General features: G+C 68.9%; 15 protein-coding genes. 6 read left to right on the top strand and 9 right to left on the bottom strand.

Annotated features, from left to right (window positions below):
* Positions 1-80: 80 nt before the first annotated feature.
* Complete coding sequence (locus tag BST10_RS18455; protein WP_083039706.1) at positions 81-1,340, bottom strand: cytochrome P450; 1,260 nt, start codon at positions 1,338-1,340, stop codon at positions 81-83.
* Positions 1,341-1,588: 248 nt separating this feature from the next.
* On the opposite strand from BST10_RS18455, the gene kstD reads away from it, so the two are divergent.
* From kstD to BST10_RS18440, 3 genes are all read left to right on the top strand, one after another.
* Positions 1,589-3,271, top strand: coding sequence for a 3-oxosteroid 1-dehydrogenase (gene kstD, locus BST10_RS18450; protein ID WP_083039757.1), 1,683 nt, complete (start codon positions 1,589-1,591; stop codon positions 3,269-3,271).
* Positions 3,272-3,273: 2 nt separating this feature from the next.
* A complete protein-coding gene (locus BST10_RS18445) occupies positions 3,274-4,134 on the top strand; it encodes a MaoC/PaaZ C-terminal domain-containing protein (protein ID WP_083039704.1) in 861 nt (286 codons plus the stop codon).
* Positions 4,135-4,343: 209 nt separating this feature from the next.
* Positions 4,344-5,804 carry a PPE family protein gene (locus tag BST10_RS18440; RefSeq protein WP_083039755.1) on the top strand — a complete coding sequence of 487 codons (1,461 nt, stop codon included), beginning with the start codon at positions 4,344-4,346 and terminating at the stop codon, positions 5,802-5,804.
* A 46-nt stretch (positions 5,805-5,850) separates the two neighbouring features.
* Here BST10_RS18440 and BST10_RS18435 read toward each other — a convergent pair whose 3' ends face one another.
* The 7 genes from BST10_RS18435 to BST10_RS18405 are packed head-to-tail and all read right to left on the bottom strand — an operon-like array spanning position 5,851 to position 13,085.
* Positions 5,851-7,008, bottom strand: coding sequence for a lipid-transfer protein (locus BST10_RS18435; RefSeq protein WP_083039702.1), 1,158 nt, complete (start codon positions 7,006-7,008; stop codon positions 5,851-5,853).
* On the bottom strand, positions 7,008-7,403 hold the full coding sequence (locus BST10_RS18430) for a MaoC family dehydratase (RefSeq protein WP_083039699.1): 396 nt from the start codon (positions 7,401-7,403) through the stop codon (positions 7,008-7,010). The genes BST10_RS18435 and BST10_RS18430 overlap by 1 nt, the downstream gene beginning before the upstream one ends.
* Positions 7,400-8,368 (bottom strand): bifunctional MaoC family dehydratase N-terminal/OB-fold nucleic acid binding domain-containing protein, encoded by a 969-nt coding sequence (locus tag BST10_RS18425; protein ID WP_083039697.1) that lies wholly within the window; start codon positions 8,366-8,368, stop codon positions 7,400-7,402. Before BST10_RS18425 ends, BST10_RS18430 begins: the two co-directional genes overlap by 4 nt.
* 14 nt (positions 8,369-8,382) lie before the next feature.
* Positions 8,383-9,546, bottom strand: a complete 1,164-nt coding sequence (fadE29, locus tag BST10_RS18420) for an acyl-CoA dehydrogenase FadE29 (RefSeq protein ID WP_083039695.1) — start codon at positions 9,544-9,546, stop codon at positions 8,383-8,385.
* A complete protein-coding gene (locus BST10_RS18415; RefSeq protein WP_083039693.1) occupies positions 9,531-10,544 on the bottom strand; it encodes an acyl-CoA dehydrogenase family protein in 1,014 nt (337 codons plus the stop codon). Before BST10_RS18415 ends, fadE29 begins: the two co-directional genes overlap by 16 nt.
* Positions 10,545-10,559: 15 nt before the next feature.
* Positions 10,560-11,807 carry a cytochrome P450 gene (locus BST10_RS18410; protein WP_083039690.1) on the bottom strand — a complete coding sequence of 416 codons (1,248 nt, stop codon included), beginning with the start codon at positions 11,805-11,807 and terminating at the stop codon, positions 10,560-10,562.
* 33 nt (positions 11,808-11,840) lie between these two features.
* Entirely contained in the window at positions 11,841-13,085 is a 1,245-nt protein-coding gene (locus BST10_RS18405; protein WP_083039688.1) for a cytochrome P450, read from the bottom strand.
* 118 nt (positions 13,086-13,203) lie between these two features.
* Between BST10_RS18405 and BST10_RS18400 the strand changes: the two genes are divergently transcribed.
* From BST10_RS18400 to BST10_RS18390, 3 genes are read left to right on the top strand one after another with little or no spacing between them, the layout of a single operon-like run.
* Positions 13,204-14,355, top strand: a complete 1,152-nt coding sequence (locus BST10_RS18400) for a steroid 3-ketoacyl-CoA thiolase (RefSeq protein WP_083039686.1) — start codon at positions 13,204-13,206, stop codon at positions 14,353-14,355.
* Entirely contained in the window at positions 14,355-14,741 is a 387-nt protein-coding gene (locus BST10_RS18395; RefSeq protein WP_083039684.1) for a DUF8021 domain-containing protein, read from the top strand. The genes BST10_RS18400 and BST10_RS18395 overlap by 1 nt, the downstream gene beginning before the upstream one ends.
* A gap of 10 nt (positions 14,742-14,751) precedes the next feature.
* Positions 14,752-15,234, top strand: coding sequence for a nitroreductase family deazaflavin-dependent oxidoreductase (locus BST10_RS18390; RefSeq protein ID WP_083039682.1), 483 nt, complete (start codon positions 14,752-14,754; stop codon positions 15,232-15,234).
* Between the two features lie 577 nt (positions 15,235-15,811).
* Here BST10_RS18390 and BST10_RS23390 read toward each other — a convergent pair.
* Positions 15,812-25,072 carry a PGRS repeat-containing protein gene (locus tag BST10_RS23390; RefSeq protein ID WP_165757212.1) on the bottom strand — a complete coding sequence of 3,087 codons (9,261 nt, stop codon included), beginning with the start codon at positions 25,070-25,072 and terminating at the stop codon, positions 15,812-15,814.
* Positions 25,073-25,498: the final 426 nt, after the last annotated feature.

The raw sequence follows: 25,498 nt of genomic DNA, 5'->3' as shown, positions 1-25,498 counted from the left end.
TAGGACGCTGGGCTGCAGCGGTTCCGGTAGCCGGGAGAAGTCGCCCGCACGATGGCCGCAAGGCCGATCGATACGGCGAGTCAGGACTTACCGGTGTAATCGACCGGCCAACGCTTGATCGCGTTCAGCCAGCCGGACTGCAGCCGACTCGGGGTGTCCAGCGGCTTGAGGTCCGGGATGTGATCCGCGATGGCGTTGAACATCAGGCCGATGGTCATCCGGGCCAGGTGGGTCCCGATGCAGTAGTGCGCACCGGTGCCGCCGAAGCCGACGTGCGGGTTGGGGTCGCGCAGGATGTTGAACTGCTGCGGGTTGTCGAACACCTCGGGGTCGAAGTTGGCGGCGCGGTAGAACATCACCACGCGTTGGCCTTCCTTGATCTGCGTTCCGTTGAGGTTGTAGTCACGGGTCGCGGTGCGCTGGAACGACGACACCGGGCTGGCCCAGCGCACGATCTCGTCGGCGGTCGTCTCCGGGCGCTCCTTTTTGAACAGCTCCCACTGGTCGGGGTGGTCGACGAAGGCCATCATCCCTTGGGTGATCGAGTTGCGGGTCGTCTCGGACCCGGCCACGGCCAGCAGGATGATGAAGAAGCCCAGCTCGTCGTCATTGAGCTTCTCGCCGTCGATGTCGGCCTCGATCAACGTCGTCACGATGTCGCTGCCGGGGTTCTGCCGCTTCATCTCGGCCAGCTGCAACCCGTAGGCGATGATCTCCATCGCCGACGTCGCCGGGTCGTACTTCTCGGCGTACTCCGGGTCGTCATAGCCGGTCATCTGGTTGGTCCAGTTGAACAGCTTGCCGCGGTCGGACTGCGGGACGCCCATCAGCCCGGCGATCGCCTGCAACGGCAACTCCGAGGCCACCTCCACCACGAAGTCACCGGAGCCCTTGGCGAGGGCCTCCTTGGCGATCGCCTGCGCACGCTCCTGCAGCTCGTCGTGCAACGGCAGGATGTGACGCGGGGTGAAGCCACGCGAGACGATCCGGCGCAGCCGGGTGTGCCGCGGCGCATCCTGGTTGAGCATGATCAAACGCTGCTGGTCGATCTGCTCACGCTGGATGTCGTCGTTGAACCGCGGGATGGCGGTGTTGATCTCGCTGGAGAACACCTCGTCGAGCCGGGAGATCTCTTTGACGTCCGCGTGGCGGGTGACCGCCCAGTAGCCGCCGTCGTTGAAGCCGCCGACGCCGTCGGGCTGCTCGATCCATTTGATCGGCTCGTTTTCGCGCAGCTCGGCCAACTCCGCATTCGGTATGCGCTCCGCCCAGATCTCCGGATCGGTCGGGTCGAACCCGGCGGGGATGTTGGGGGCTGAGCGGGCGGTGGGGCTGGCCACGGTGACAACTCCTTCATACGGCGTGTAAAAAACACGATACTTACTCGTGCCAGTAAAACATGGCCTAGCCGCGAACGAAAGGCGAGTAGGCGACAAAACTGGAACGCGTTCTACCGGGCGGTCGACCGACCTGAACTGGACGGTCCCGTCGGCCACCAGCAGCGAAGAGAACGGTCGTCCGGGCGACGGACCGGCGATACCACCGGCCAACTGGCGCGCAGGCGGGGCAATTCTATAACGTGTTCTACATGGCCGAACAGGAGTACGACGTCGTCGTGGTCGGAAGCGGCGGCGCCGGGATGGTCGCCGCTCTCACCGCCGCCCACCAGGGACTGTCAACCGTAGTCATCGAGAAAGCCGCCCATTACGGCGGATCGACCGCGCGCTCCGGCGGCGGCGTGTGGATCCCGAACAATGAGGTGCTCAAGCGGGCAGGCGTCAAAGACGACGCCGAGTCCGCCCGCACCTACCTGCACACGATCATCGGCGACGTGGTTCCGGCCGAGAAGATCGACACCTACCTGCAGCGCGGTCCCGAGATGCTGTCCTTCGTGCTGAAGAACTCGCCGCTGAAGATGTGCTGGGTTCCCGATTACGCCGACTACTACCCCGAGCAGCCCGGCGGTAAGCCGACCGGCCGCTCGATCGAGCCGAAGCCGTTTAACGCCCGCAAGCTCGGCGCCGACATGGCCGGCCTGGAACCGCCGTACGGCAAGGTGCCGCTGAACGTCGTCGTCATGCAGCAGGACTACGTCCGGCTCAACCAGCTCAAGCGCCACCCGCGAGGGGTGCTGCGCAGCCTGAAAGTGGGCGCCCGCACCATGTGGGCGCAGGCCACCGGAAAGAACCTGGTGGGCATGGGTCGCGCCCTGATCGCGCCGCTACGGATCGGGCTGCGCGACGCCCGTGTCCCGGTTGAGCTCAACACCGCACTGACCGACCTCTACGTCTCCGACGGCGTGGTGCGCGGCGTCTATGTGCGCGACAGCAACGCTTCGGAGGGGAGCGAGCCGCGGTTGATCCGGGCACGACGCGGCGTCATTCTGGCCAGCGGCGGGTTCGAGCACAACGAGCAGATGCGGGTGAAGTATCAGCGCGCGCCGATCACCACCGAGTGGACCGTGGGCGCGAAGGCCAACACCGGAGAGGGCATCCTGGCCGGCGAGAAACTGGGTGCCGCGCTGGACATCATGGAGGACTCCTGGTGGGGCCCCACGGTGCCGCTGCCGAACGCACCGTGGTTCGCGCTCTCGGAGCGCAACTCCCCCGGGTCGATCATCGTCAACATGGCCGGCAAGCGGTTCATGAACGAGTCGATGCCCTATGTCGAAGCCTGCCACCATATGTACGGCGGCCAGTACGGCCAGGGACCGGGTCCCGGCGAGAACATTCCGGCCTGGCTGGTGTTCGACCAGCGCTACCGCAACAACTACATCTTTGCGGGATTGCAGCCCGGACAACGGATCCCGAAGAAGTGGCTGGAGTCGGGGGTGATCGTCTCGGCCGACACCCTGGAAGAGCTGGCGACCAAGACCGGCGTGCCGGCGGCGACATTGACCGCGACCGTCGAACGGTTCAACGAGTTCGCGCGCACCGGCGTCGACGAGGACTTCCACCGCGGCGAAAGCGCCTACGACCGCTACTACGGCGACCCGACCAACAAGCCGAACCCGAACCTGGGCCAGATCGCCCAGGGCCCGTTCTACGCCGCCAAGATGGTGCCCGGCGACCTGGGCACCAAGGGCGGGATCCGCACCGACGTGCGCGGCCGGGCGTTGCGCGACGACAACAGCGTCATCGAGGGGCTCTACGCGGCGGGCAACGTGAGCGCCCCGGTGATGGGCCACACCTACCCCGGCCCCGGTGGCACCATCGGACCCGCGATGACATTCGGTTACCTGGCCGCTCTCGACATCGCAGGGAAGGCTTAGACATGGCAATCGATCTCGATGTCGCCCTGGGCGCAGAGTTCGGCCGGGTTGAGTTCTCTTGGAGCGCAACCAATGTGCAGCTCTACAACCTGGGGCTGGGCGCCGGTTCGGACCCGATGGACCCGCGTGAGCTGAGCTACGTCGTCGACCGCACCCCGCAGGTGCTGCCCACGTTCGGCTGCGTCGCTGCGTCGTTCAACGACGTCGACCCGCCCAAGGTGAGCTGGCCAGGCGTCGAGATCGACCTGGCCAAGATCCTGCACGCGTCCGAGAAGGTCATCGTGCCGGCGCCACTGCCGCCGTCCGGCAGCGCGCGGTCGGTCAGCCGGATCGTCGACATCTGGGACAAGGGCAAGGCCGCCGTCGTGGTGCTCGAGACGAGCGTCACCAGTACCGACGGCACTCCGTTGTGGACCCAGCAGCGGTCCATCTTCGCCCGTGGCGAGGGCGGCTTCGGCGGTGAGCGCGGACCGTCCACCGCGGCCGAACAGCCCGATCGCGCCCCGGACTTCGAAATCGACATCCCGACGGCGCCTCAGCAGGCACTGCTCTACCGGCTCTGCGGGGATCGCAACCCGCTGCATTCCGACCCGGAGTTCGCGGCCGCGGCGGGTTTCGACCGGCCGATTCTGCACGGCCTGTGCACCTACGGCATGACCTGCAAGGCGGTGGTGGACACCGCACTGGACGGCGACGCCGGCGCGGTGCGTTCCTTCGGCGCCCGGTTCGCCGGCGTGGTGTTCCCGGGCGAGACACTGCGGGCCCACATCTGGAAAACGGGCGACCGGCTGCTGGGCAACGTGGTCGCCCCGGGCCGCGACAACGCCGCCGTACTAGGCGACGTGGAGCTGGTTCCGGCCTAGCAACGCCGTTCCGCGTCTTTTCCCCGCGCGATCCGCAGGGAACGGCCCGTCCCGCAGTGGCCCAACAGGCCGGCTCCGCCGTTCTTTGCGATCGTTATTGAAAACGATTGTCATCTTCGCTAGGGTCGATCGGAATCGCGAACGCATCCAACCCCGGTTGCGTCGTGTACCGACGAAATGAAGGCGACCCTGTGACGGCTCCGGTGTGGATGGCTTCGCCACCCGAGGTGCATTCAGCGGCACTGAGCAGCGGGCCCGGACCCGGACCGCTGTTGTCGGCCGCCGGCGCATGGTCCTCGTTGAGCCTGGAGTACACCGCGATCGCCGACGCGCTGCGATCGCAGCTCGGGGCCACTCAGGCCGCGGCGTGGCAGGGACCCACCGCTGACCGGTACGCCGCCGCACATCTGCCCTACCTGGCGTGGTTGTCGGCGGCCAGCGCTGACAGTGCCGCGTTGGCAGCGCGGCATGAAACAGTGGCGACGGCGTACGTCAGTGCGTTGGCCGCCATGCCGACGTTGCCGGAGTTGGCGGCCAACCACGCGATCCACGGCGTCTTGGTGGCGACCAATTTCTTCGGGGTCAACACCATCCCGATCGCACTCAACGAAGCCGACTACGTGCGGATGTGGGTCCAAGCCGCCACCACCATGGCCACCTACGAAGCGGTCTCCGGCGCGGCGCTGGCCTCGGCCCCGCGGCCCGCAGCTGCGCCACCGATCCTGGTGCACGACGAGTCCCACAGCGATCACGACCACGATCATGACCACGACCACGACCACGACCACGACCACGACGGCGGCATTCACGACGGCAGCCTGACTCCAGCCGACCCGGAGTGGTGGACGGACTTCTTCTCTGAGCTGGGCTACTACGGCGAAGTGCTGCTGAATGACCTGCTCACCAATCCGGGTGCCTTCATGACCGACCTGTCATGGATCGTGGCCGATCTGACCTTCCACGCCTCTCAGATTGCCTCGACACTCAGCCAGTTCGCCCCGGCGCTGATCCAGCCGGCTCTCGTCCTGGTTATCGGGAATCTGGGCTGGGCGGCGGGCTTGGCCGGCCTGGCCGGCGTTCAGCCACCTGCGATTGTGGCCGTCGACGCAGAACCGATCACCACGGCATTGCCGGCCGCCGCAGGGGCGTCCACCACCGTTTCGAGTGCCCCGGCAGCGCCGGCAGCCGCCACGACCGCGTCGATATCGACGCCGGCGACCAGCGCAGCTCCCGCGGCGGCACCACCCGCGGCGCCGCCGGCCGGGGGAAGCCCGGGATTCTTCCCGCCCTACGTGATCGGACCAGCCGGTGCTTACGGGCGGGCGAGCGCCAAGTCCCGCACCCGCGCAGTCACCAAAACGCCGAACCCGGATGACGCGGCCGAGTCCGCTGCGGCGGCGGCTCGCGGGCGGGATCGCACCCGTGCCCGCCGCCGTCGACGCGCACGCGACGAGGCCAACGAGTTCGCCGACGTGAAGGTCGCCATCGAACCATCCGAGACAGCGGCTCAGCCGTCAGACCGCGGCGCCGGCAGCGGAGGGTTCCCAGGCGCGCAAGCCAAGCGGGAACGGGCCGCGGCGGGCATGACCGCATTGACGGTCAACGGTTTCAGCCATGGACCGACGGTTCCGCTGCTCCCCGAGAGCTGGAACGACGGCGCCGGCGCCTGATTTTCCTTGCGCGAGCGTCTGTTCGCGGTGCCGAGTGCCGGACCGCCTAGCCCAGGATCAGCCCCGAGGTAGGCACGCCGGTGCCGGCGGTGACCAGCACATGCTCCACGTTCGGCACCTGGTTGACCGAGGTGCCGCGCAGCTGGCGCACCCCTTCGGCGATGCCGTTCATGCCGTGGATGTAGGCCTCGCCGAGTTGGCCACCATGGGTGTTGATCGGCAACCGGCCACCTAGCTCGATGGCGCCACCGGCGATGAAGTCCTTGGCCTCGCCCTTACCGCAGAATCCCAACTCCTCCAACTGGATCAGCGTGTAGGGGGTGAAGTGGTCGTAGAGCACCGCGGTCTGGATGTCGGCCGGGGTCAGGCCGGACTGCGCCCACAACTGCTTGCCCACCAGGCCCATCTCGGGAAGCCCGAGCTCATCGCGGTAGTAGGAGTACATGGTGAACTGGTCGGCCCCGGCGCCCTGAGCCGCCGCCTCGATCACCGCCGGCCGGTGCTTGAGGTCCTTGGCGCGCTCGGGGGTGGTGACCACGATCGCCACCCCGCCGTCGGTCTCCTGACAGCAGTCCAGCAACCGCAACGGTTCAGCGATCCACCGCGAATTCTGGTGATCTTCGATGGTGATCGGCTTGCCGTAGAAGTGCGCCTTGGGGTTGGTCGCCGCGTGTTTACGGTCGGCCACCGACACCACGCCGAAATCCGCACTGCTGGCGCCGTATTCGTGCATGTAGCGCTGGGCGATCATCGCCACCGATGCCGCCGGTGTGCTCAGCCCGTGCGGGTAGGACCAGCTGTACTCCACACCGCGCGAGTCGGCGTTGACGGTGAGCCCGGTCATCACCTGGCCGAACCGGAACTCCGAGCGCTCGTTGAATGCCCGGTAGGCCACCACGACCTCGGCGACCCCGGTCGCCACCGCCAGGGCCGCCTGCTGCACAGTCGCCGCGGCCGCTCCCCCGCCGTAGCCGATCTGGGAGAAGAACGTCAGCTCCCCGATCCCGGTGGCACGCGCGACCGCGGTCTCCAGGTTCGAGTCCATCGTGAAGGTGACCAGGCCGTCGACGTCGGCGGGCTTCAGACCCGCATCGTCGAGGGCATCGAGCACCGCCTCGGCGGCCAGCCGCAGTTCACTGCGCCCGGATTCCTTCGAGAAGTCGGTCGCGCCGATACCGGCGATGGCCGCCTTACCGGACAACATCACGCCCTCCCGAGGGTCAGAGTCGCCGTGGCGATCACATGGTCACCAAGGCTGTTGTTACCGACGACTTTCACGGTGACCAGATCACCCTCGACGGCGGTCACCTCGCCGGAGAAGGTGACGGTGTCGTAGGCGTACCACGGGACGCCCAGTCGCAGCCCGATGGAACGGATCACCGCGTTGGATCCGGCCCAATCGGTGAGGTAGCGCTGCACCAGGCCGGTGTCGGTGAGGATATTGACGAAGATGTCCTTGGAGCCCTTGGCCTGTGCCTTGTCCCGGTCATGGTGCACGTCCTGGTAATCGCGGGTGGCGATCGCCGTGGAGACGATGAACGTCGGGTCGCCGTAGATCTTCAGCTCGGGCAGCTTGGTGCCCACATCAACGGCGCTCATGCCCGGCCTCCTTCCACCGGCTCCCAGGCGTACAGGCTCCACGCCGGACCGACATCGCCAGCCGGGAAGTCGAGATAGATTGCCCGAACCGGCATTCCGATCCGCACGTCGGCGGCGTCGATGCCGCGCAGCTCGCCGAGCATCCGCACGCCCTCCTCGAGTTCGACCAGCGCGATGACGAACGGCACGCTGCGACCCGGAACCTTGGGCGCATGGTGCACCACGAAGCTGAACACCGTCCCGTTGCCGGAGGCGACGACGAAGTCGGTGGTCTCGGTCTTGTCCTTCCAGATCGCCGGCACCGGCGGGTGCTGCAGGCTGCCGTCCGGGCGTTGCTGGATCCGCAACTCGTGGGCGGCCACCCCCTCCCAGAAGTAGGCCGAATCCTTCGACCACGACGGGCGCATCATCTTGGCAGGGTCGAGATCCTCGGGTGCGGCCGCCGGCGCAGCGTCGCCGGCATCCTTGGGCACGAACTTCAGGATGCGCCAGTTCATGTCGGCGACGTTTTCGTCGCCCACCCACCAGCGGATCTTCTGGGTGATGAAGTAACCCTCGCCCAGACCGGTCTGTTTGGGGCCGACGATGTCGGTCACTTCGGCGGTGACGCTGACCTCTTCGCCGGGCCGCAGGTAGCGGTGGTAGGTCTGCTCACAGTTGGTGGCCACCACCCCGACATAACCTGCGCCGTCGAACAGTTCCATGACCTTGCCGAGCGGGTCGTCGGCGGGGCGCTCGCCGCCCAGGCCCATCATCGTCCACACCTGGATCATCGCCGGCGGTGCGACGATCCCCGGGTGTCCGGCCGCGCGCGCGGCCTCCTCATCGATGTAGATCGGATTCTCGTCGCCGATGGCGTCAACCCAGTGCCGAATCATCGGCTGGTTCACCGGATCCCGGCCTGTCCGCGGCTCGCTGCGGCCGGACGCCAGTATCTGCTCGATCCCGGCGGAAAGGTCGCTCATCACCTCTCCTCGACTCATCGTGGCACCCGCGGAACCTTCAGGCCCGAGGCCGCGATCATCTCTCGCATCACCTCGTTGACACCGCCACCGAACGTGATGACCAGGTTGCGTTTGGTCTGCACGTCCAGCCAGCGCAGCAGCTCGGCGGTGGCCGCATCGGCCGGGTTGCCGTAGCAGCCGACCAACTCCTCGGCCAACCGCCCGGCGTACTGGATCCGCTCGGTGCCGAAGACTTTGGTGGCCGCCGCGTCGGCGACGTCGATGATCTCGCCGGCCGCGGCGACCTGCCAGTTGAGCAGCTCGTTGATCCGGAACATGGCGTGGATCTCCCCGAGTCCGCGTTTGACCGCATCATGGCTGATCGGGGTCACCCCGTCGCTGCCGGGTTTGATGGCCCAGGCGTACACCTTGTCGTAGATGGCGCCGAACCGGCCGGCCGGGCCCAGCATCACCCGCTCGTTGTTGAGCTGGGTGGTGATCAGCCGCCAGCCGCCGTTCTCCTCGCCCACCAGCATGTCGACGGGCACCCGAACGTCGTTGTAGTAGGTCGCGTTGGTGTGATGCGCACCGTCGGACAGGATCATCGGAGTCCACGAGTAACCGGGATCCTTGGTATCCACGATCAGGATCGAAATCCCCTTGTGTTTCACCGCCGTCGGATCGGTGCGCACCGCCAGCCAGATGTAGTCGGCGTCGTGGGCGCCGGTGGTGAACACCTTCTGGCCGTTGACGATGTAATGGTCGCCATCACGAACCGCGGTGGTGCGCAATGATGCCAGGTCGGTGCCCGCCTCCGGTTCGGTGTAGCCGATGGCGAAATGCACCTCCCCGGCCAGGATGGCCGGCAGGAACTTCTTCTTCTGTGCTTCGTTGCCGTACACCTGCAGGGTGGGGCCGACCGTCTGCAGCGTCACGGCCGGCAGCGGGATGTCGGCTCGCTGCGCCTCGTTGACGAAGATCTGCTGCTCGATGGGCCCGAAGCCCAGGCCGCCGAACTCTTTGGGCCAGCCGACGCCGAGCTTGCCGTCGCGACCCATCCGCCGGATCACGTCACGGTAGGCCTGATTGTGCCGGTCGGAGGCCATCGCCTTTTCCTCATCGGGCGTGATCAGGTTGGCGAAGTATTCGCGTAGTTCGGCTTGCAGCTTGCGCTGCTCGGGGGTCAGATCGACGAACATAATTCTCCAAGCGTCACGAGGCGGTTCGACCGGCCACCCAGCAGGCGGTTCAGGTCTTTGATCGTGGAGTAGTAACGGTCCATCGGGTAGTCGACGTCCATGCCCATCCCGCCGTGCAGGTGGTGGCAGAGTTGCATCACCGGCGGCGCCTGCGAGGTGATCCAGTACCCGAGCACCCCGAGGTCATCGTCGGCGTCGAGGCCATTGGCCAGCCGCCAGACCACCGATGTCGCCGCCAGCGTGATGGTGCGCGAGACGATGTAGACCTCCGAGAGCTGGGCTGCCACGGTCTGGAAGGTGGACAGCGGCCGGCCGAACTGTTCACGGCTGCCGACGTAGTCGGCGGTCAGCCGCAGCGCGCCGGCTACCAGCCCGGAGGCGTAGGCGCCGACCATCGCCAGCACCAATTGGTTCACCCGATGCACCGAGGCGCCGTCCAGTACGGCGTCGGGCTCAGCATCGTCGAACACGACCGCGTACTCATCGCTGTGGTTGGCGGTCGGGATCTTCGTCAGCCGCACTCCGGCCGCCTTCGGCGAGATCACCGCGACGCCCGAATCTGCGGTGACCAGAATCCACTCGGCCTGGTCGGCGTAGGGCACGCCGATCTTGGTGCCCGACAACCGGTTACCGGCCAGCGTCACCGCGGGCTGCTCGGGCAGCGCGGCGGCCGGCTCGTCGAGCGCGGCGGACAGCACCGCGCCCTTGGCCACACCGGCCAGGTAACGGTCCTGTTGGGCGTCGGTGGCCAACTCCAGCAGCGGCACCAGGCCGAATCCGAGCGTGCACAGCGCCGGGCTGACGGTCCCGTGCCGGCCGATCTCGGTCAGCGCCGTAGCCACTTCCGAGAGGCCGACGCCGTCACCGCCGAGCCGCTCCGGCACCGCGAGCGCGCTCACCCCGCCGGCGACCAGCGCCTCCCAGCTGTTGTCCCGGTCGAGCACCGACGTGACGACGTCGGCAACCGCCTGCTGTTCCGGATCTGGACTGAAGTCCACCGAATCTCCTTAAATCTAGTGGGCTACCGGACATTTGCCGGTGTAGTCCATCTGCCAGTGCTTGATGCCGTTGAGCCACCCCGAGCGCAGCCGCTCAGGTTTGGCCAGCGGCGCGAGGTCGGGCACGTGGTCGGCGACCGCGTTGAAAATCAGGTCGATCGTCAACCGGGCCAGATGGGTGCCGATGCAATAGTGCGCACCGGTGCCACCGAATCCGACGTGCGGGTTCGGGTCGCGCAGGATGTTGAATTTGTTCGGCTCGTCGAAGGCGTCCTCGTCGAAGTTGGCCGAGCGGTAGAACATCACCACCCGCTGCCCCTTCTTGATCTGCGCGCCGGACAGCTCGTAGTCCTCCAGCGCGGTGCGCTGGAAGCAGATCACCGGGGAGGCCCACCGCACGATCTCGTCGGCAGTGGTCGCCGGGCGTTCCTTCTTGAACAACTCCCACTGCTCGGGATGCTCGGAGAACGCGATCATGCCGTGGGTGATCGAGTTGCGGGTGGTCTCGTTGCCTGCCACCGCCAGCATCACCACGAAGAAGCCGAACTCGTCGTCGGAGAGCTTCTCGCCGTCGATGTCGGCGTTGATCAGCGTGGTGACGATGTCTTCGCCGGGGTTCTCCGCCTTGGCTGCGGCCAATTGCATGGCGTAGGTGATCAACTCGAACGACGAGGCCTGCGGGTCGATGTCGGCGTACTCGGGGTCTTCGCTGCCGGTCATCTCGTTGGACCACTGGAACAGCTTGTCGCGATCTTCCTGCGGCACACCGAGCAGTCCGGCGATCGCCTGCAGCGGCAGTTCGCACGACACCTGTTCGACGAAGTCTCCGGAGCCGGCCTCGGCGGCGGCCTTGACGATCGCCTGCGCCCGTTCATGGAGTTCGTCGCGCAACCGTCCGATAGCCCGCGGGGTGAAACCCCGGGAGATGATCCGGCGCAGCCGGGTGTGGTGCGGTGCGTCCATGTTGAGCATCACGAACCGCTGAACCTCGATGTTCTCCCGCTGCATATCGTCGGAGAACCGCGGGATCACACAGTTCTCGTAGCTGGAGAAGACGTCGCTGCGCAGTGACACCTCTTTGACGTCGGCGAGCTTGGTGACCGCCCAGTAGCCGCCGTCGTTGAAGCCGCCGCCCTTGCCGGGGGCCTGGTCGATCCAACAGACCGGCGCGGTCTTGCGCAGGTGCGCGAACTCCTTTTCGGGGATGCCCTCGACGATGAGGTCGGGGTTGAGGAAGTCGAATCCTGCGGGAAGTGTGGACATGCTGGAACTAGCCTCCGTGTTTCGTTCGGTCGTTCAGGCGGACTTGCCGGTGTAGTCGACCTGCCAGTGTTTGATGCCGTTGAGCCAACCCGACTTCAGCCGGTCCGGCTTGTCCAGCGGCTTGAGATCCGGGATGTGGTCGGCGATCGCGTTGAACATCAGGTTCACCGACATCCGGGCCAGGTGGGTGCCGATGCAATAGTGCGCACCGGTGCCGCCGAAGCCGACGTGCGGGTTGGGGTCGCGCAGGATGTCGAACTGCTGCGGGTTGTCGAACACCTCGGGGTCGAAGTTGGCGGCGCGGTAGAACATCACCACCCGCTGGCCCTTTTTGATCTGCACCCCCGACAGCTCGTAGTCGCGGGTCGCGGTGCGCTGGAACGACGTCACCGGCGTGGCCCAGCGCACCACCTCGTCGGCGGTGGTCTCCGGGCGCTCCCTGCGGAACAGCTCCCACTGCTCGGGGAACTCGGTGAAGGCCATCATGCCCTGGGTGATCGAGTTGCGGGTCGTCTCTGACCCGGCCACGGCCAGCAGGATGATGAAGAACCCGAGCTCGTCGTCATTGAGCTTCTCGCCGTCGATGTCGGCCTCGATCAACGTCGTCACGATGTCGTTGCCGGGGTCCTGCCGCTTCATCTCGGCCAACTGCAGCCCGTAGGAGATGATCTCCATCGACGAGGTCTTCGGGTCGTAGTGGGCGTACTCGGGATCGTCGTAGGAAGTCATCTGGTTGGTCCAGTTGAAGAGCTTGCCGCGGTCCTCCAGCGGCACCCCCATCAGGCCGGCGATCGCCTGCAGCGGCAACTCCGAGGCCACCTCCACCACGAAGTCACCGGAACCCCGGGCCAGCGCTTCCTTGGCGATGTTCTGCGCCCGCTGCTCCAAGTCATCGTGCAGCGGCAGGATGTGACGCGGGGTGAAGCCACGCGAGACGATCCGGCGCAGCCGAGTATGGCGCGGCGCGTCCTGGTTGAGCATCAACAAGCGCCCGACGTCGATGTTCTCCCGCTCGATGTCGTCGTTGTAGCGCGGGATGGCCCCGTTGATCTCGCTGGAGAACACCTCGTCGAGCCGGGATACCTCTTTGACGTCGTGGTGGCTGGTGATCGCCCAGTAGCCACCGTCTTTGAAACCACCGCTCTTGTCGTCCGGCTGATCGATCCAGGTGACCGGTGCAGCGGCCCGCACTCGGGCGAACTCGGCGTCGGGGAGTCGCTCCGCGTAGATCTCCGGGTCGGTGAAGTCGAATCCCGGCGGCACTGTGACACTCGACATCGGCGGACTCCTAAATGCAACGCGTTCTAGTAGCAGTAAAACATGGGCTCACCATAGACCAAAGGGCTGTTCGCATCGTCGCTTGTCAGACTAATGAAACGTGTTCTAGCCTGGCCGCATGGGTAATCCTGTCATCGTCGAAGCCACTCGTAGCCCCATCGGTAAACGTAACGGCTGGCTGTCCGGCCTGCACGCCACCGAATTGCTCGGGGCGGTGCAGAAGGCGCTGGTCACCAAGGCCGGCATCGAGCCGGACAGCGTCGAGCAGGTCATCGGCGGCTGCGTCACCCAGTTCGGCGAGCAGGGCAACAACGTGACCCGACAGTCCTGGCTGGTCGCCGGGCTGCCCGAACAGGTCGGCGCCACCACGGTGGACTGCCAGTGCGGCAGCGCACAGCAGGCCAACCACCTGATCGCCGGACTGATCGCTGCCGGCGCCATCGACATCGGCATCGCCTGCGGCATCGAGGCGATGAGCCGGGTGGGCCTGGGCGAGAACGGCGGCGGTGCTCGCGCCGCATCTTGGGACATCGACCTGCCCAACCAGTTCGAGGCCGCCGAGCGGATCGCCAAGCGCCGGGGTATCACCCGGGCCGACGTCGACGCATTCGGGCTGCGCTCCCAGCAACGTGCCAAGCAGGCCTGGGATGAAGGCCGGTTCGACCGGGAGATCTCCCCGATCGAGGCACCGGTGATCGACGAGAACAAGCAGCCCACCGCCGAGTGGAACACCGTCAGCCGCGACCAGGGCCTGCGTGACACCACCGCCGAGGGACTGGCCAAGCTGAACCCGGTGCTCGAGGGCGGCATCCACACCGCCGGCACCAGCTCACAGATCTCCGACGGCGCGGCCGCGGTGCTCTGGATGGATGAGGACAAAGCCAAAGCGCTCGGCTTCACACCGCGGGCCCGGATCGTCAGCCAGGCTCTGGTGGGCGCCGAGACCTACTACCACCTGGACGGCCCGGTGCAGTCCACCGCGAAGGTGCTCGAGAAGGCCGGGATGAAGATGGGGGACATCGACCTGGTCGAGATCAACGAGGCGTTCGCATCGGTGGTGTTGTCCTGGGCGGCGGTGCACAACCCGGACATGGACCGGGTCAACGTCAACGGCGGGGCGATCGCGCTAGGTCACCCGGTGGGTTCCACCGGCAGCCGGCTATTCACCACCGCGCTGCACGAGCTGGAGCGCACCGACAAGTCGACGGCGCTAATCACCATGTGCGCCGGCGGCGCGCTGTCGACTGGCACCATCATCGAGCGGATCTAGTGGTCGCGGTCTCAGAGGCCGACCGCATCGCGGTGGCGCAGGCCTACATCGACGCGCTGGTCAGCCATGACGCGGCCGCGGTCCGGTTCAGCCCGGACTGCACCCGAGTCGAAGTCGGAATCAAGACCGGCTTCTCGGGAAACCACTTGCGCCGCAGTCTAAATCGTGGCCCGCAGTTTCGGTTGATCGCAGCCGCCACCCTGCCGGAATACAGCGTCGACGGCGATGAGGTGCGAGCGGTCTACGACATCATCACCAAGCCGTCGTTGTTCGGGCGGCGGGTGTGCGCCCACGTCGACGAGGTATTCGTCATTCCGGCCGACAGCCCGGACGGCGCCGCGACGATCCACCACATCCGGGCCGGGATCAAGCCGTTCATTCAGTAGGGTTGCGGACGTGAGCACACCGGAGAAGCCGAAGTCGCTGGACTCGCCGATCACCGGCACCATCATCAAGTGGATGTCGCGGGCCAACACCTGGGCCTACAAGGCCACCGGCGGCCGTATCGGCGGCAAGTGGCGAATGGGCACCAAGCGCTTCGGCGACGACGTTCCCGATGTCGGCATCCTGACCACCATCGGGCGCAAGACCGGGCAGCCACGGGAATCTCCGTTGCTGTTCCTGCGGGAGGGCGACCGGGTGATCCTGGTGGCCTCGCAGGGCGGGCGCGCCACCAACCCGATGTGGTATCTGAACCTCAAGGCCAATCCGCAGGTCTCATTCCGGATCCGCCAGGAGGTGCTGACCCTGCGCGCCCGGGACGCCACCGACTCCGAGCGGGCCGCCTACTGGCCCAAGCTGGACGCGATGTATCCGGACTTCGTCAACTACCGGGCCTGGACCGACCGAGAGATCCCGATCGTCATCTGCGAGCCTTGACGGCTGCGACAGCAGGCACATGACGTCGCCGATGAAATCAGTGCCGCCGTAACCCAATTCCCGAGCGAGACCCGCTACGCCGCCGGATTGTTCACATTAATAAATACCCGCGGGGCATCCGCGGCGGCACGCGATTCAGCACGCGTCCCAGCGGGTAGGAATTCCGCCGCTGGAACACGGATGACGTTGCCGTGGCGCCGCATCCGCGGTTGAGCGCACGACGGCAACGTCATGCTTCCGCCGTGCTTGAACAGCTCATGTGTCCGCAGCCAACGCACGACAGGATCATCTCAATTACGTAACTACACTCACGCTCGTAACTGGCGGTCCCTTAAACGCGCGCCGGGCCACGTCACAGGTTCCGCACAGTCCCGCAACGGTGGATCGCGCTTACGTTTCGCGGTGGCGGACGGTCGCCATCCGGCAGCGAAACGACGGAGGGCGGGTTCATGCCCCGCCGTCGACTAGCGTTAGCCGCCGGCGTTCCGGCGATGCGCCGCGAACGGCCGGGAGGCCCCGCACGCCATGCGTGCGGGGCCTCCCGGTACTGCTTCGCTGTCGAGGGCTCGGACCTCGATCAGTAGTTCGCGCCATAGGCGCCCGGGTGACCGGCGCTGCCGCCGTTGCCCGCGCCCCCGTCGGCACCATCCTGGCCATTGACGCTGCCAGTACCTCCGGCACCGCCCTTACCTCCGACCAGGCCGGCGTCGCCTCCGGGCCCGCCAGGCCCACCCTGACCGCCGCTCGGGTGGTCCTCGGTGCCTTGGCCACCGGTACCACCGGTTCCGCCGCCGCCGCCGGTGCCACCGGTACCGCCGTCGCCACCGTTGCCGCCGACCCCGGTCGTGCCGTTGGCCGCGGTGCCGCCGTTACCGCCCGCACCACCGTCACCGGCGACACCGCCGCCGCCGCCGGGACCACCGATGTGCCCCTGGCCACCACCGGGATCGCCGGTCGCACCGCTCTGGCCGGGGCCGCCACGTCCGCCGGTCCCGCCGACGCCGCCATGGCCGCCGGCGCCACCGTCGCCCGAGTTCCAGCCGCCCGCACCGCCGTCACCGCCGGCGCCGCCAACGCCGCCGACACCGCCGGTGTAGCCCGGTCCGCCGTACTCAGGCGAGGTGGCACCCGTCGTACCTTGGCCACCGGCCCCGCCGTCGCCGCCCTTCCCGCCGTCGCCGTCAGGTCCGGCGTTGCCGCCTTGGCCACCGGTACCGCCGGTCTGGCCGGTCTGGGCTTGGCCGTTGCCGCCCTTGCCGCCGTTACCGCCGTTACCGGTGCCGACCGCATCAGCGCCCTGCTGGCCATCAGCAGCCGCGCCACCGGCACCGCTACCGCCCTGGCCACCAGCGCCAGCAGTACCGCGCTCGCCACCGTCGCCACCGGCACCACCGCTACCCGCGGTCGCGTTAGCGCCACCGCCGGCACCGGCACCACCATCACCGCCGTTGCCCGCGCCACCAGCAGCACCACCGTCGCCACCAACACCGCCAGCACCCTGACCACCGGCACTGCCGTTGGTAGCCGAACCACCCACGCCACCAGCACCACCGTGGCCACCGGCACCACCGTTGCCGCCATCGCCGCCGTCGCCACCATCAGAGCCGTCGCCGCCACTACCGGCCGCAGCATCCGAGCCCGTCGAGCCCGACAGCCCGGCGCCACCAGCACCGCCGGTACCGCCGGCGCCACCGGCACCACCGACACCGCCATCACCCGACAGCGAACCGCCCTGACCACCAGCACCACCAGCGCCACCAGCACCGGCGTCAGCACCATCGGTGCCGTTACCGGAACCATCCGTGACACCGGCAGCACCATCAGCACCAGCACCACCGGCACCACCAGCACCACCGTCGCCGACCGTCCCGGCGTTGCCGCCTTGGCCACCGTCACCGCCGGCCTGGCCGGTCACACCCTCGCCGTTGCCGCCCTTGCCGCCGTTACCGCCGTTACCGGTGCCGACCGCATCAGCGCCCTGCTGGCCATCAGCAGCCGCGCCACCGGCACCGCTACCGCCCTGGCCACCAGCGCCAGCAGTACCGCGCTCGCCACCGTCGCCACCGGCACCACCGCTACCCGCGGTCGCGTTAGCGCCACCGCCGGCACCGGCACCACCATCACCGCCGTTGCCCGCGCCACCAGCAGCACCACCGTCGCCACCAACACCGCCAGCACCCTGACCACCGGCACTGCCGTTGGTAGCCGAACCACCCACGCCACCAGCACCACCGTGGCCACCGGCACCACCGTTGCCGCCATCGCCGCCGTCGCCACCATCAGAGCCGTCGCCGCCACTACCGGCCGCAGCATCCGAGCCCGTCGAGCCCGACAGCCCGGCGCCACCAGCACCGCCGGTACCGCCGGCGCCACCGGCACCACCGACACCGCCATCACCCGACAGCGAACCGCCCTGACCACCAGCACCACCAGCGCCACCAGCACCGGCGTCAGCACCATCGGTGCCGTTACCGGAACCATCCGTGACACCGGCAGCACCATCAGCACCAGCACCACCGGCACCACCAGCGCCACCGTTGCCGATCGCGCTGCCGTTACCGCCGGCACCACCATCGCCACCGTGGGCACCCGAGGCCGCCGCCGGGTCACCGGCCGCGTCGTAGCCGGCGCCACCGTCACCACCATTGCCCTGCACACCATGGGCATCGGAGTCATTACCGGCAGCACCATCAGCACCCGCCGACGAGCCGGCACCGCCGCTACCACCGGCACCACCATTGGCCAGCGCACCACCGTCACCGCCGTTACCGCCGGTCGTGTGCTCCGCGGTACCGGTAGCACCCTGGCCGCCGTCGCCGGCCTTACCAGCGTCACCACCATCACCGGCACTGCCACCGGTGCCCTGGTTACCGGCACTGCCGTTGGTGGCCGAACCACCCACGCCACCGGCACCGCCATCGCCACCCTTGCCACCGGAGCCAGCAGCACCACCAGCACCGCCGTTACCGTCACCGCCGTCGGCAAACGTTCCGGCCACACCGGTAGCGCCATCGCCGCCGGCACCACCGGCTGCACCGGAACCACCAGCACCACCAGCGCCACCGTTACCCGAAACCGAGCCACCAGCACCACCGGCGCCACCAGCGCCACCGGAACCACCGGTGTCACCAGCACCACCAGCTTCGCCGGAGTCAGCGGCGCCATCGGTGCCGGCGTCGCCGACCTTGCCGTTACCACCGGCACCACCAGCGCCACCGTTGCCGATCGCGCTGCCGTTACCGCCGGCACCACCATCGCCACCGTGGGCACCCGAGGCCGCCGCCGGGTCACCGGCCGCGTCGTAGCCGGCGCCACCGTCACCACCATTGCCCTGCACACCATGGGCATCGGAGTCATTACCGGCAGCACCATCAGCACCCGCCGACGAGCCGGCACCGCCGCTACCACCGGCACCACCATTGGCCAGCGCACCACCGTCACCGCCGTTACCGCCGGTCGTGTGCTCCGCGGTACCGGTAGCACCCTGGCCGCCGTCGCCGGCCTTACCAGCGTCACCACCATCACCGGCACTGCCACCGGTGCCCTGGTTACCGGCACTGCCGTTGGTGGCCGAACCACCCACGCCACCGGCACCGCCATCGCCACCCTTGCCACCGGAGCCAGCAGCACCACCAGCACCGCCGTTACCGTCACCGCCGTCGGCAAACGTTCCGGCCACACCGGTAGCGCCATCGCCGCCGGCACCACCGGCTGCACCGGAACCACCAGCACCACCAGCGCCACCGTTACCCGAAACCGAGCCACCAGCACCACCGGCGCCACCAGCGCCACCGGAACCACCGGTGTCACCAGCACCACCAGCTTCACCCGGGAGTGCGCCGTCTTCACCATCCCGGCCGGCTAGGCCGTCACCGCCGTTACCGGCGTTACCGCCGTCACCGACTGCTCCGGCGTTGCCGCCGGCGCCGCCGTCGCCGCCCGTCACGCCGCCATTGCCGCCGTGGCCGCCATCTCCGCCGTCGCCGGTCTCGGCGCCGCCGTTACCGCCGACGCCGCCATTGCCGCCGGAACCGGTCTGGCTTCCCGAACCGCCATTGCCGGCGTTGCCGCCGTTGCCGTTGTTGCCGGCGCTACCGCCTGCGCCACCCGCGCCGCCGTCGCCGGTGCCGGTGCTGTTTCCGCCATCGGCGCCGTTACCACCGCTACCCGAGTTGGCGCCGCCTGCGCCACCGGCCCCACCGGCACCACCGTTGTTGCCGTCGCCACCCTTACCGGCGTGGCCACCGCTGCCGTTGACACCCGCGTCACCGCCGGCGCCACCGTTACCGCCGTCGCTGGAACCATCCGTCGAGGAGTGGCCGGCACCACCGTTACCACCGTTACCGCTGGACGGTGCGTCGGCGCCGGCTGCGCCGTCCGCACCGGCGTTGCCGGTTCCGGACGCCCCGCCGCTGCCGGCGTCACCACCGGCGCCGCCGGCACCGACCGTGCCGGTGTCGCCACCGCGACCACCCTGCCCACCATGGGGATTGGCCGCGTCGCCGTCGGCACCCTGACCGCCGTTACCGGCCGCGCCGGCGTCACCGCCCTGGCCACCCTCGCCACCATTTCCGTTGGCGCCCGCAGCACCGTTGGTCGCCGTACCGCCGGCACCACCAGCACCGGCCGCGCCACCGGCACCGCCATCGCCGCCGTTGCTGCCGGCACCACCATCACCACCGGCAGCGGTCGCGTCAGCTCCGTCGAAGCCCTCACCACCGGCGCCACCATCGCCACCGTTGCCGCCCAGACCACCGGCACCACCGGAACCGACCACCGAACCACCGGTGCCACCGGCACCACCGGAACCGCCCACACCACCCGCGGTACCGCTCGAGCCATCAATGCCCACACCGGTGCTGTCGGCACCATCGGTGCCCGCGGCACCGTTACCGCCGTTACCGCCCGCACCACCATTGCCGTGATCACCGGCCGCACCACCGGCACCACCATTGCCACCGGCCGTACCGGGTGCAGCACCCGGGTCACCGGCCGCGTCGTAACCGGCGCCACCCCTGCCGCCGTGACCGCTGACGGGGGCGGCGCCGGCTGCGCCGTCCGCACCGGCGTTGCCGGTTCCGGACGCCCCGCCGCTGCCGGCGTCACCACCGGCGCCGCCGGCACCGACCGTGCCGGTGTCGCCACCGCGACCACCCTGCCCACCATGGGGATTGGCCGCGTCGCCGTCGGCACCCTGACCGCCGTTACCGGCCGCGCCGGCGTCACCGCCCTGGCCACCCTCGCCACCATTTCCGTTGGCGCCCGCAGCACCGTTGGTCGCCGTACCGCCGGCACCACCAGCACCGGCCGCGCCACCGGCACCGCCATCGCCGCCGTTGCTGCCGGCACCACCATCACCACCGGCAGCGGTCGCGTCAGCTCCGTCGAAGCCCTCACCACCGGCGCCACCATCGCCACCGTTGCCGCCCAGACCACCGGCACCACCGGAACCGACCACCGAACCACCGGTGCCACCGGCACCACCGGAACCGCCCACACCACCCGCGGTACCGCTCGAGCCATCAATGCCCACACCGGTGCTGTCGGCACCATCGGTGCCCGCGGCACCGTTACCGCCGTTACCGCCCGCACCACCATTGCCGTGATCACCGGCCGCACCACCGGCACCACCATTGCCACCGGCCGTACCGGGTGCAGCACCCGGGTCATCGGCCGCGTCGTAGCCGGCACCACCGTTACCACCGTTACCACCGCTGCTCGGCGTGCTTCCCGTATTGCCGTTGGCGCCGCTCGTCGCTCCGGTACCGCCGACGCCACCGGCGCCACCAGCACCGACGTCGCCGCCGCGTCCACCGTTGCCGCCGTCGGGGTTTGCCGCTGTTCCGTTGGCGCCGTCACCACCATTGCCGGCCTGGCCGCCGCCGCCGCCATCGCCCGCGCGTCCCCCGATGCCGGTCGTCCCGCCTCCGGTACCACCGTCACCGCCGGCGCCGCCGACGCCACCGTTGCCACCGGCGGCACCGTCGGGGTTGCCGGCGTTGCCGTCAGCCCCGTGGAAGGCGTTACCGCCGACGCCACCGTTGCCGCCATAGCCGCCGGCACCGTCGCCGCCGTTGGAGGCGTAGTTGCCGCCGCCGCTCGACCCACCGGCGCCACCCGCGCCGCCAGCGCCGCCGGAACCGCCCTTCTCTCCGGCGTAGCCATCCATGTGTTGGGCATCGCCGTTGGCGCCGTTGGCGCCATTGGCTCCGTGGCCGCCGTTGCCGCCATTGCCGCCGTTGCCGCCAGTGCCATGAGCACCTGCGGTGGCGCCGGTACCGCCGACACCGCCGTTACCGCCGGCGCCACCGTTGCCGGCGTCGGTGCCGTCGTCACCCGGAGCAGCGCCGTTGATCCCGTTGAATCCGTTGCCCCCGGCACCGCCGACCCCACCGGCACCACCGTCGCCGGTCGCGGCCTGGGAACCGTCGGCGTTCAGGCCACCCGCGCCGCCGTTGCCGCCTACGCCGCCGTTGCCACCCGTGGTGCCATCGACGGAACTCGCGGTGCCATTCACACCTGCCAGGCCGGCGCCACCGGCGCCGCCGTCACCGCCGACACCACCGACACCACCGGTACCCGCGGCGGCGTAGCTGCCATTACCGCTGTCGCCGCCGGCACCGCCCTTACCGGCGTTGCCACCGGCGCCACCGTGCTGGCCGGCGTAGCCATCGACATGCCCGGCGTCTCCGGCAGCGCCATCACCACCGTCGGCGCCATTGCCGCCGTTACCACCATCGCCGCCGACACCGCCGACACCGTGGGCGCCGGCCTGAGTGCCGCTACCGCCGACACCGCCCGCACCGCCGGCACCGCCATTGCCGGCGTTGGTGCCGGCTGCGCCCGGCGCGGCACCGTTGGCACCGTTGAGGCCGTTGCCGCCGGCGCCGCCCGCGCCACCGGCGCCTCCATCACCGGTCGCGGCCTGCGAGCCGTCAACGTTGAAACCACCCAGACCGCCGTTGCCACCGGCGCCACCGGCGCCACCGGCCGTACCGTCGGGATCCTGCGCGGTGCCATTGACACCGGCTAGGCCGGCACCGCCGGCCCCACCGTTGCCGCCGACACCGGCCTGGCCGTCGCTGCCGGCTGCGGCGTAGGTGCCGTTGCCGCTGTCGCCACCCGCACCGCCCTTGCCGGCGTCGCCGCCGTTGCCGCCGTCCTGGCCGGCATGGCCCGCCTGGTGCCCGATGTCACCGGCCGCACCGTTGCCGCCGTCGGCTCCGTGGCCGCCGTTGCCGGCGTTGCCGCCGACACCACCGACACCGTGAGCACCGGACTGGGTGCCCGAGCCGCCGACGCCGCCGGCACCACCGGCACCACCGTTGCCGCCGCGAGTGCCGTCAGCGCCTGGCTCGTCGCCGTGGGCGCCGTTGATGCCGTTACCGCCGCGCCCGCCAGCACCACCGGCACCACCATTGCCGGTTGTGGCCTGCGAACCGTCGACGTTGAAACCGCCCGCGCCACCGTTGCCGCCGGCGCCGCCGGCCCCACCGGCCGTACCGTCGGGATCCTGCTCGGTGCCATTGATCCCGTCCAGGCCAGTACCACCGACACCGCCGTTACCTCCGGCACCGGCGACACCATCGCCGCCGCTGGCTGCAGAACTGCCGTTCCCGCTGTACCCGCCGGCACCGCCCTTGCCCGCGTTGCCGCCGCTGCCGCCGTCCTGGCCGGCGTAGCCCGCCTGGTGCTCGGCATCGCCGTTCGCGCCGTCACCGCCGTCGGCACCGTTGCCGCCGTTGCCGCCATTGCCGCCGTTGCCACCGCTGCCATGCGCACCGGCGGTGGCGCCGGTACCGCCCGCACCGCCGTTACCGCCGGCGCCACCGTTGCCGGCGTCGGTGCCGTCGGCACCCGGAGCAGCGCCGTTGATGCCGTTGAATCCGTTGCCCCCGGCACCGCCGACCCCACCGGCACCACCGTTTCCGGTCGCGGCCTGGGAACCGTCGGCGTTCAGGCCACCCGCGCCACCGTTGCCGCCGACACCACCATCGCCGCCGGTGGTGCCATCGACGGATTCCGCGGTGCCATTCACACCTGCCAAGCCGGCGCCACCGGCGCCGCCGTCACCGCCGACACCACCGACACCACCGGTACCCGCGGCGGCGTAGCTGCCATTACCGCTATACCCACCGGCGCCACCCTTACCGGCGTTGCCACCGGCGCCGCCCTCCTGGCCGGCGTAGCCATCGACATGCCCGGCGTCTCCGGCAGCGCCATCACCACCGTCGGCGCCATTGCCGCCGTTACCACCATCGCCGCCGACACCGCCGACACCGTGGGCACCGGCCTGAGTGCCGCTACCGCCGACACCGCCCGCACCGCCGGCACCGCCATTGCCGGCGTTGGTGCCGGCTGCGCCCGGAGCCGCACCATCGGCACCATCGAAGCCGTTGCCGCCGGCGCCACCCGCCCCGCCGGCGCCTCCATCACCGGTCGCGGCCTGCGAGCCGTCAACGTTGAAACCACCCAGACCGCCGTTGCCACCGGCACCGCCTGCGCCACCGGCCGTGCCGTCGGGATCCTGCTCGGTGCCGTCGATGCCGGCCAGGCCAGTTCCGCCGACGCCGCCGTTACCGGCGCCACCCGCGGTGCCGTCCGTACCGGTGTTGCCGGTGGCGCCGCCGGCTGCACCACCGGCAGCAGCAGCACCGCCGTTGCCGCCGTGGCCACCGTTACCGCCGTTGGCATACACCGCGAGCCCGTTGGCGCCGGCACCGCCGTCACCGCCGAGCCCGCCGGAACCGCCCGCACCGCCGTCGCCGTCGCGACCGACCGTGCCGTTGCCCGAGCCACCGATACCGGCAGCACCACCGGCACCACCCTTGCCCCCGATAGCACCGTTACCGCCGTTGCCACCAACAACACCATCACCGGTGCCGCTGTTGTCGAACGTGCCGGCCGCACCCGTGGCGCCGTCGCCGCCGTTGCCGCCGGCACCGCCGACACCGCCGGCTCCGCCGTTGCCGCCGATCCCGACGAACGACGAACCGTCACCACCAGCACCGCCGTTCCCGGCGTTGCCGCCGGCCACCCCATGGCCACCGTGACCACCCGAACCGGTGCCCGCCGCACCATCGGTGCCCGTCCAGCCGGCACCGCCAGCCCCACCGTTGCCACCGTTGCCCCACGCGCCCATGCCGAAAAAGTCCTGGGCCTGACCCGACGAACCCCCGTTGCCACCGTTACCGGCGTTTAGCGATGCGGTGCCGTTACCACCGGCACCGCCATCACCACCATTGCCCCACCACTCACCACCATGGCCACCGTTGCCGCCATCAGCGCCCAGACCACCGGCACCACCATCACCACCATTGCCGATACCCCCGGCATGGCCACCATTTCCACCGGTGATGCCCTCCAGGTTCGACGACCAACCATTGCCACCATCGCCGAACCACAACCCACCGGCCTGACCATCCGGATCGAGCTCGGTGCCATCGGCACCGTTGCAGATCATCCCGCAAAAACCCACCGTCACCGGCGCGAACAACTGGTTGATCACACCATTGACACCCGAACCGAAATCACTGTTGATCCAGTCCTGCAACAAGGCATGCAACGGCAGATAGAACGTCTCCTGCCACTGCTCGGCATGATCGGCATCCCACAACCCGAACAAACCACCCTCAGCAGCACCCGGCACATCCCACGTCGACAAGTCGAAGAAGTCAAAGTCCGACGCAGTGCCACTGTCGTCGACACCGAACAAATCCCAGAACGCATCCAGGCCGAAGTCATCAGCCTGCGCAGTCGGCGCCGCCACCACCGGAGCCATCCCAAAGGCCAGAAACGCCGCCACCGAACTCGACGCCCCCACCACGCGACGCCGCACCGAACCCCGACCCGACGAACGTACCAATTTGCTAGACACTCGCCGACCCATGGAAGAACCTCTCAACAGTTTCTACTAAGAATTCCTGAAGGTTCGAATTATGGTCAGGTGTCTACTAATGAACAACTTGGGAACCCCGAACTGTGATGAACCCCATGTTGATATGGGCACTGTGACTCGTTCTGCAACACGGAACTCGCTGTTACAGCGGCATTTTGAGACCGCAGTCACACCTCTGCGGCGCTCGACACATTCAGTAGTCCGGCATTTATCACAGCAAGTTGGCCTGGCGTATAGGTATTTTTACCGATGCGTTTTACATACCTAGACATGAGTGCGAATTTGAAGAGGCAGTGCCCCGTGGGGTGGTGGACTTCGGATCGGCGTGAGTCACGCGTGGTGATCAACGAGTCGTGGTGGATGCTA

This window comes from Mycolicibacter algericus DSM 45454 (assembly GCF_002086455.1).
GTDB classification, from domain to species: domain Bacteria; phylum Actinomycetota; class Actinomycetes; order Mycobacteriales; family Mycobacteriaceae; genus Mycobacterium; species Mycobacterium algericum.
This window is presented reverse-complemented; position numbering and strand designations above follow the sequence as displayed.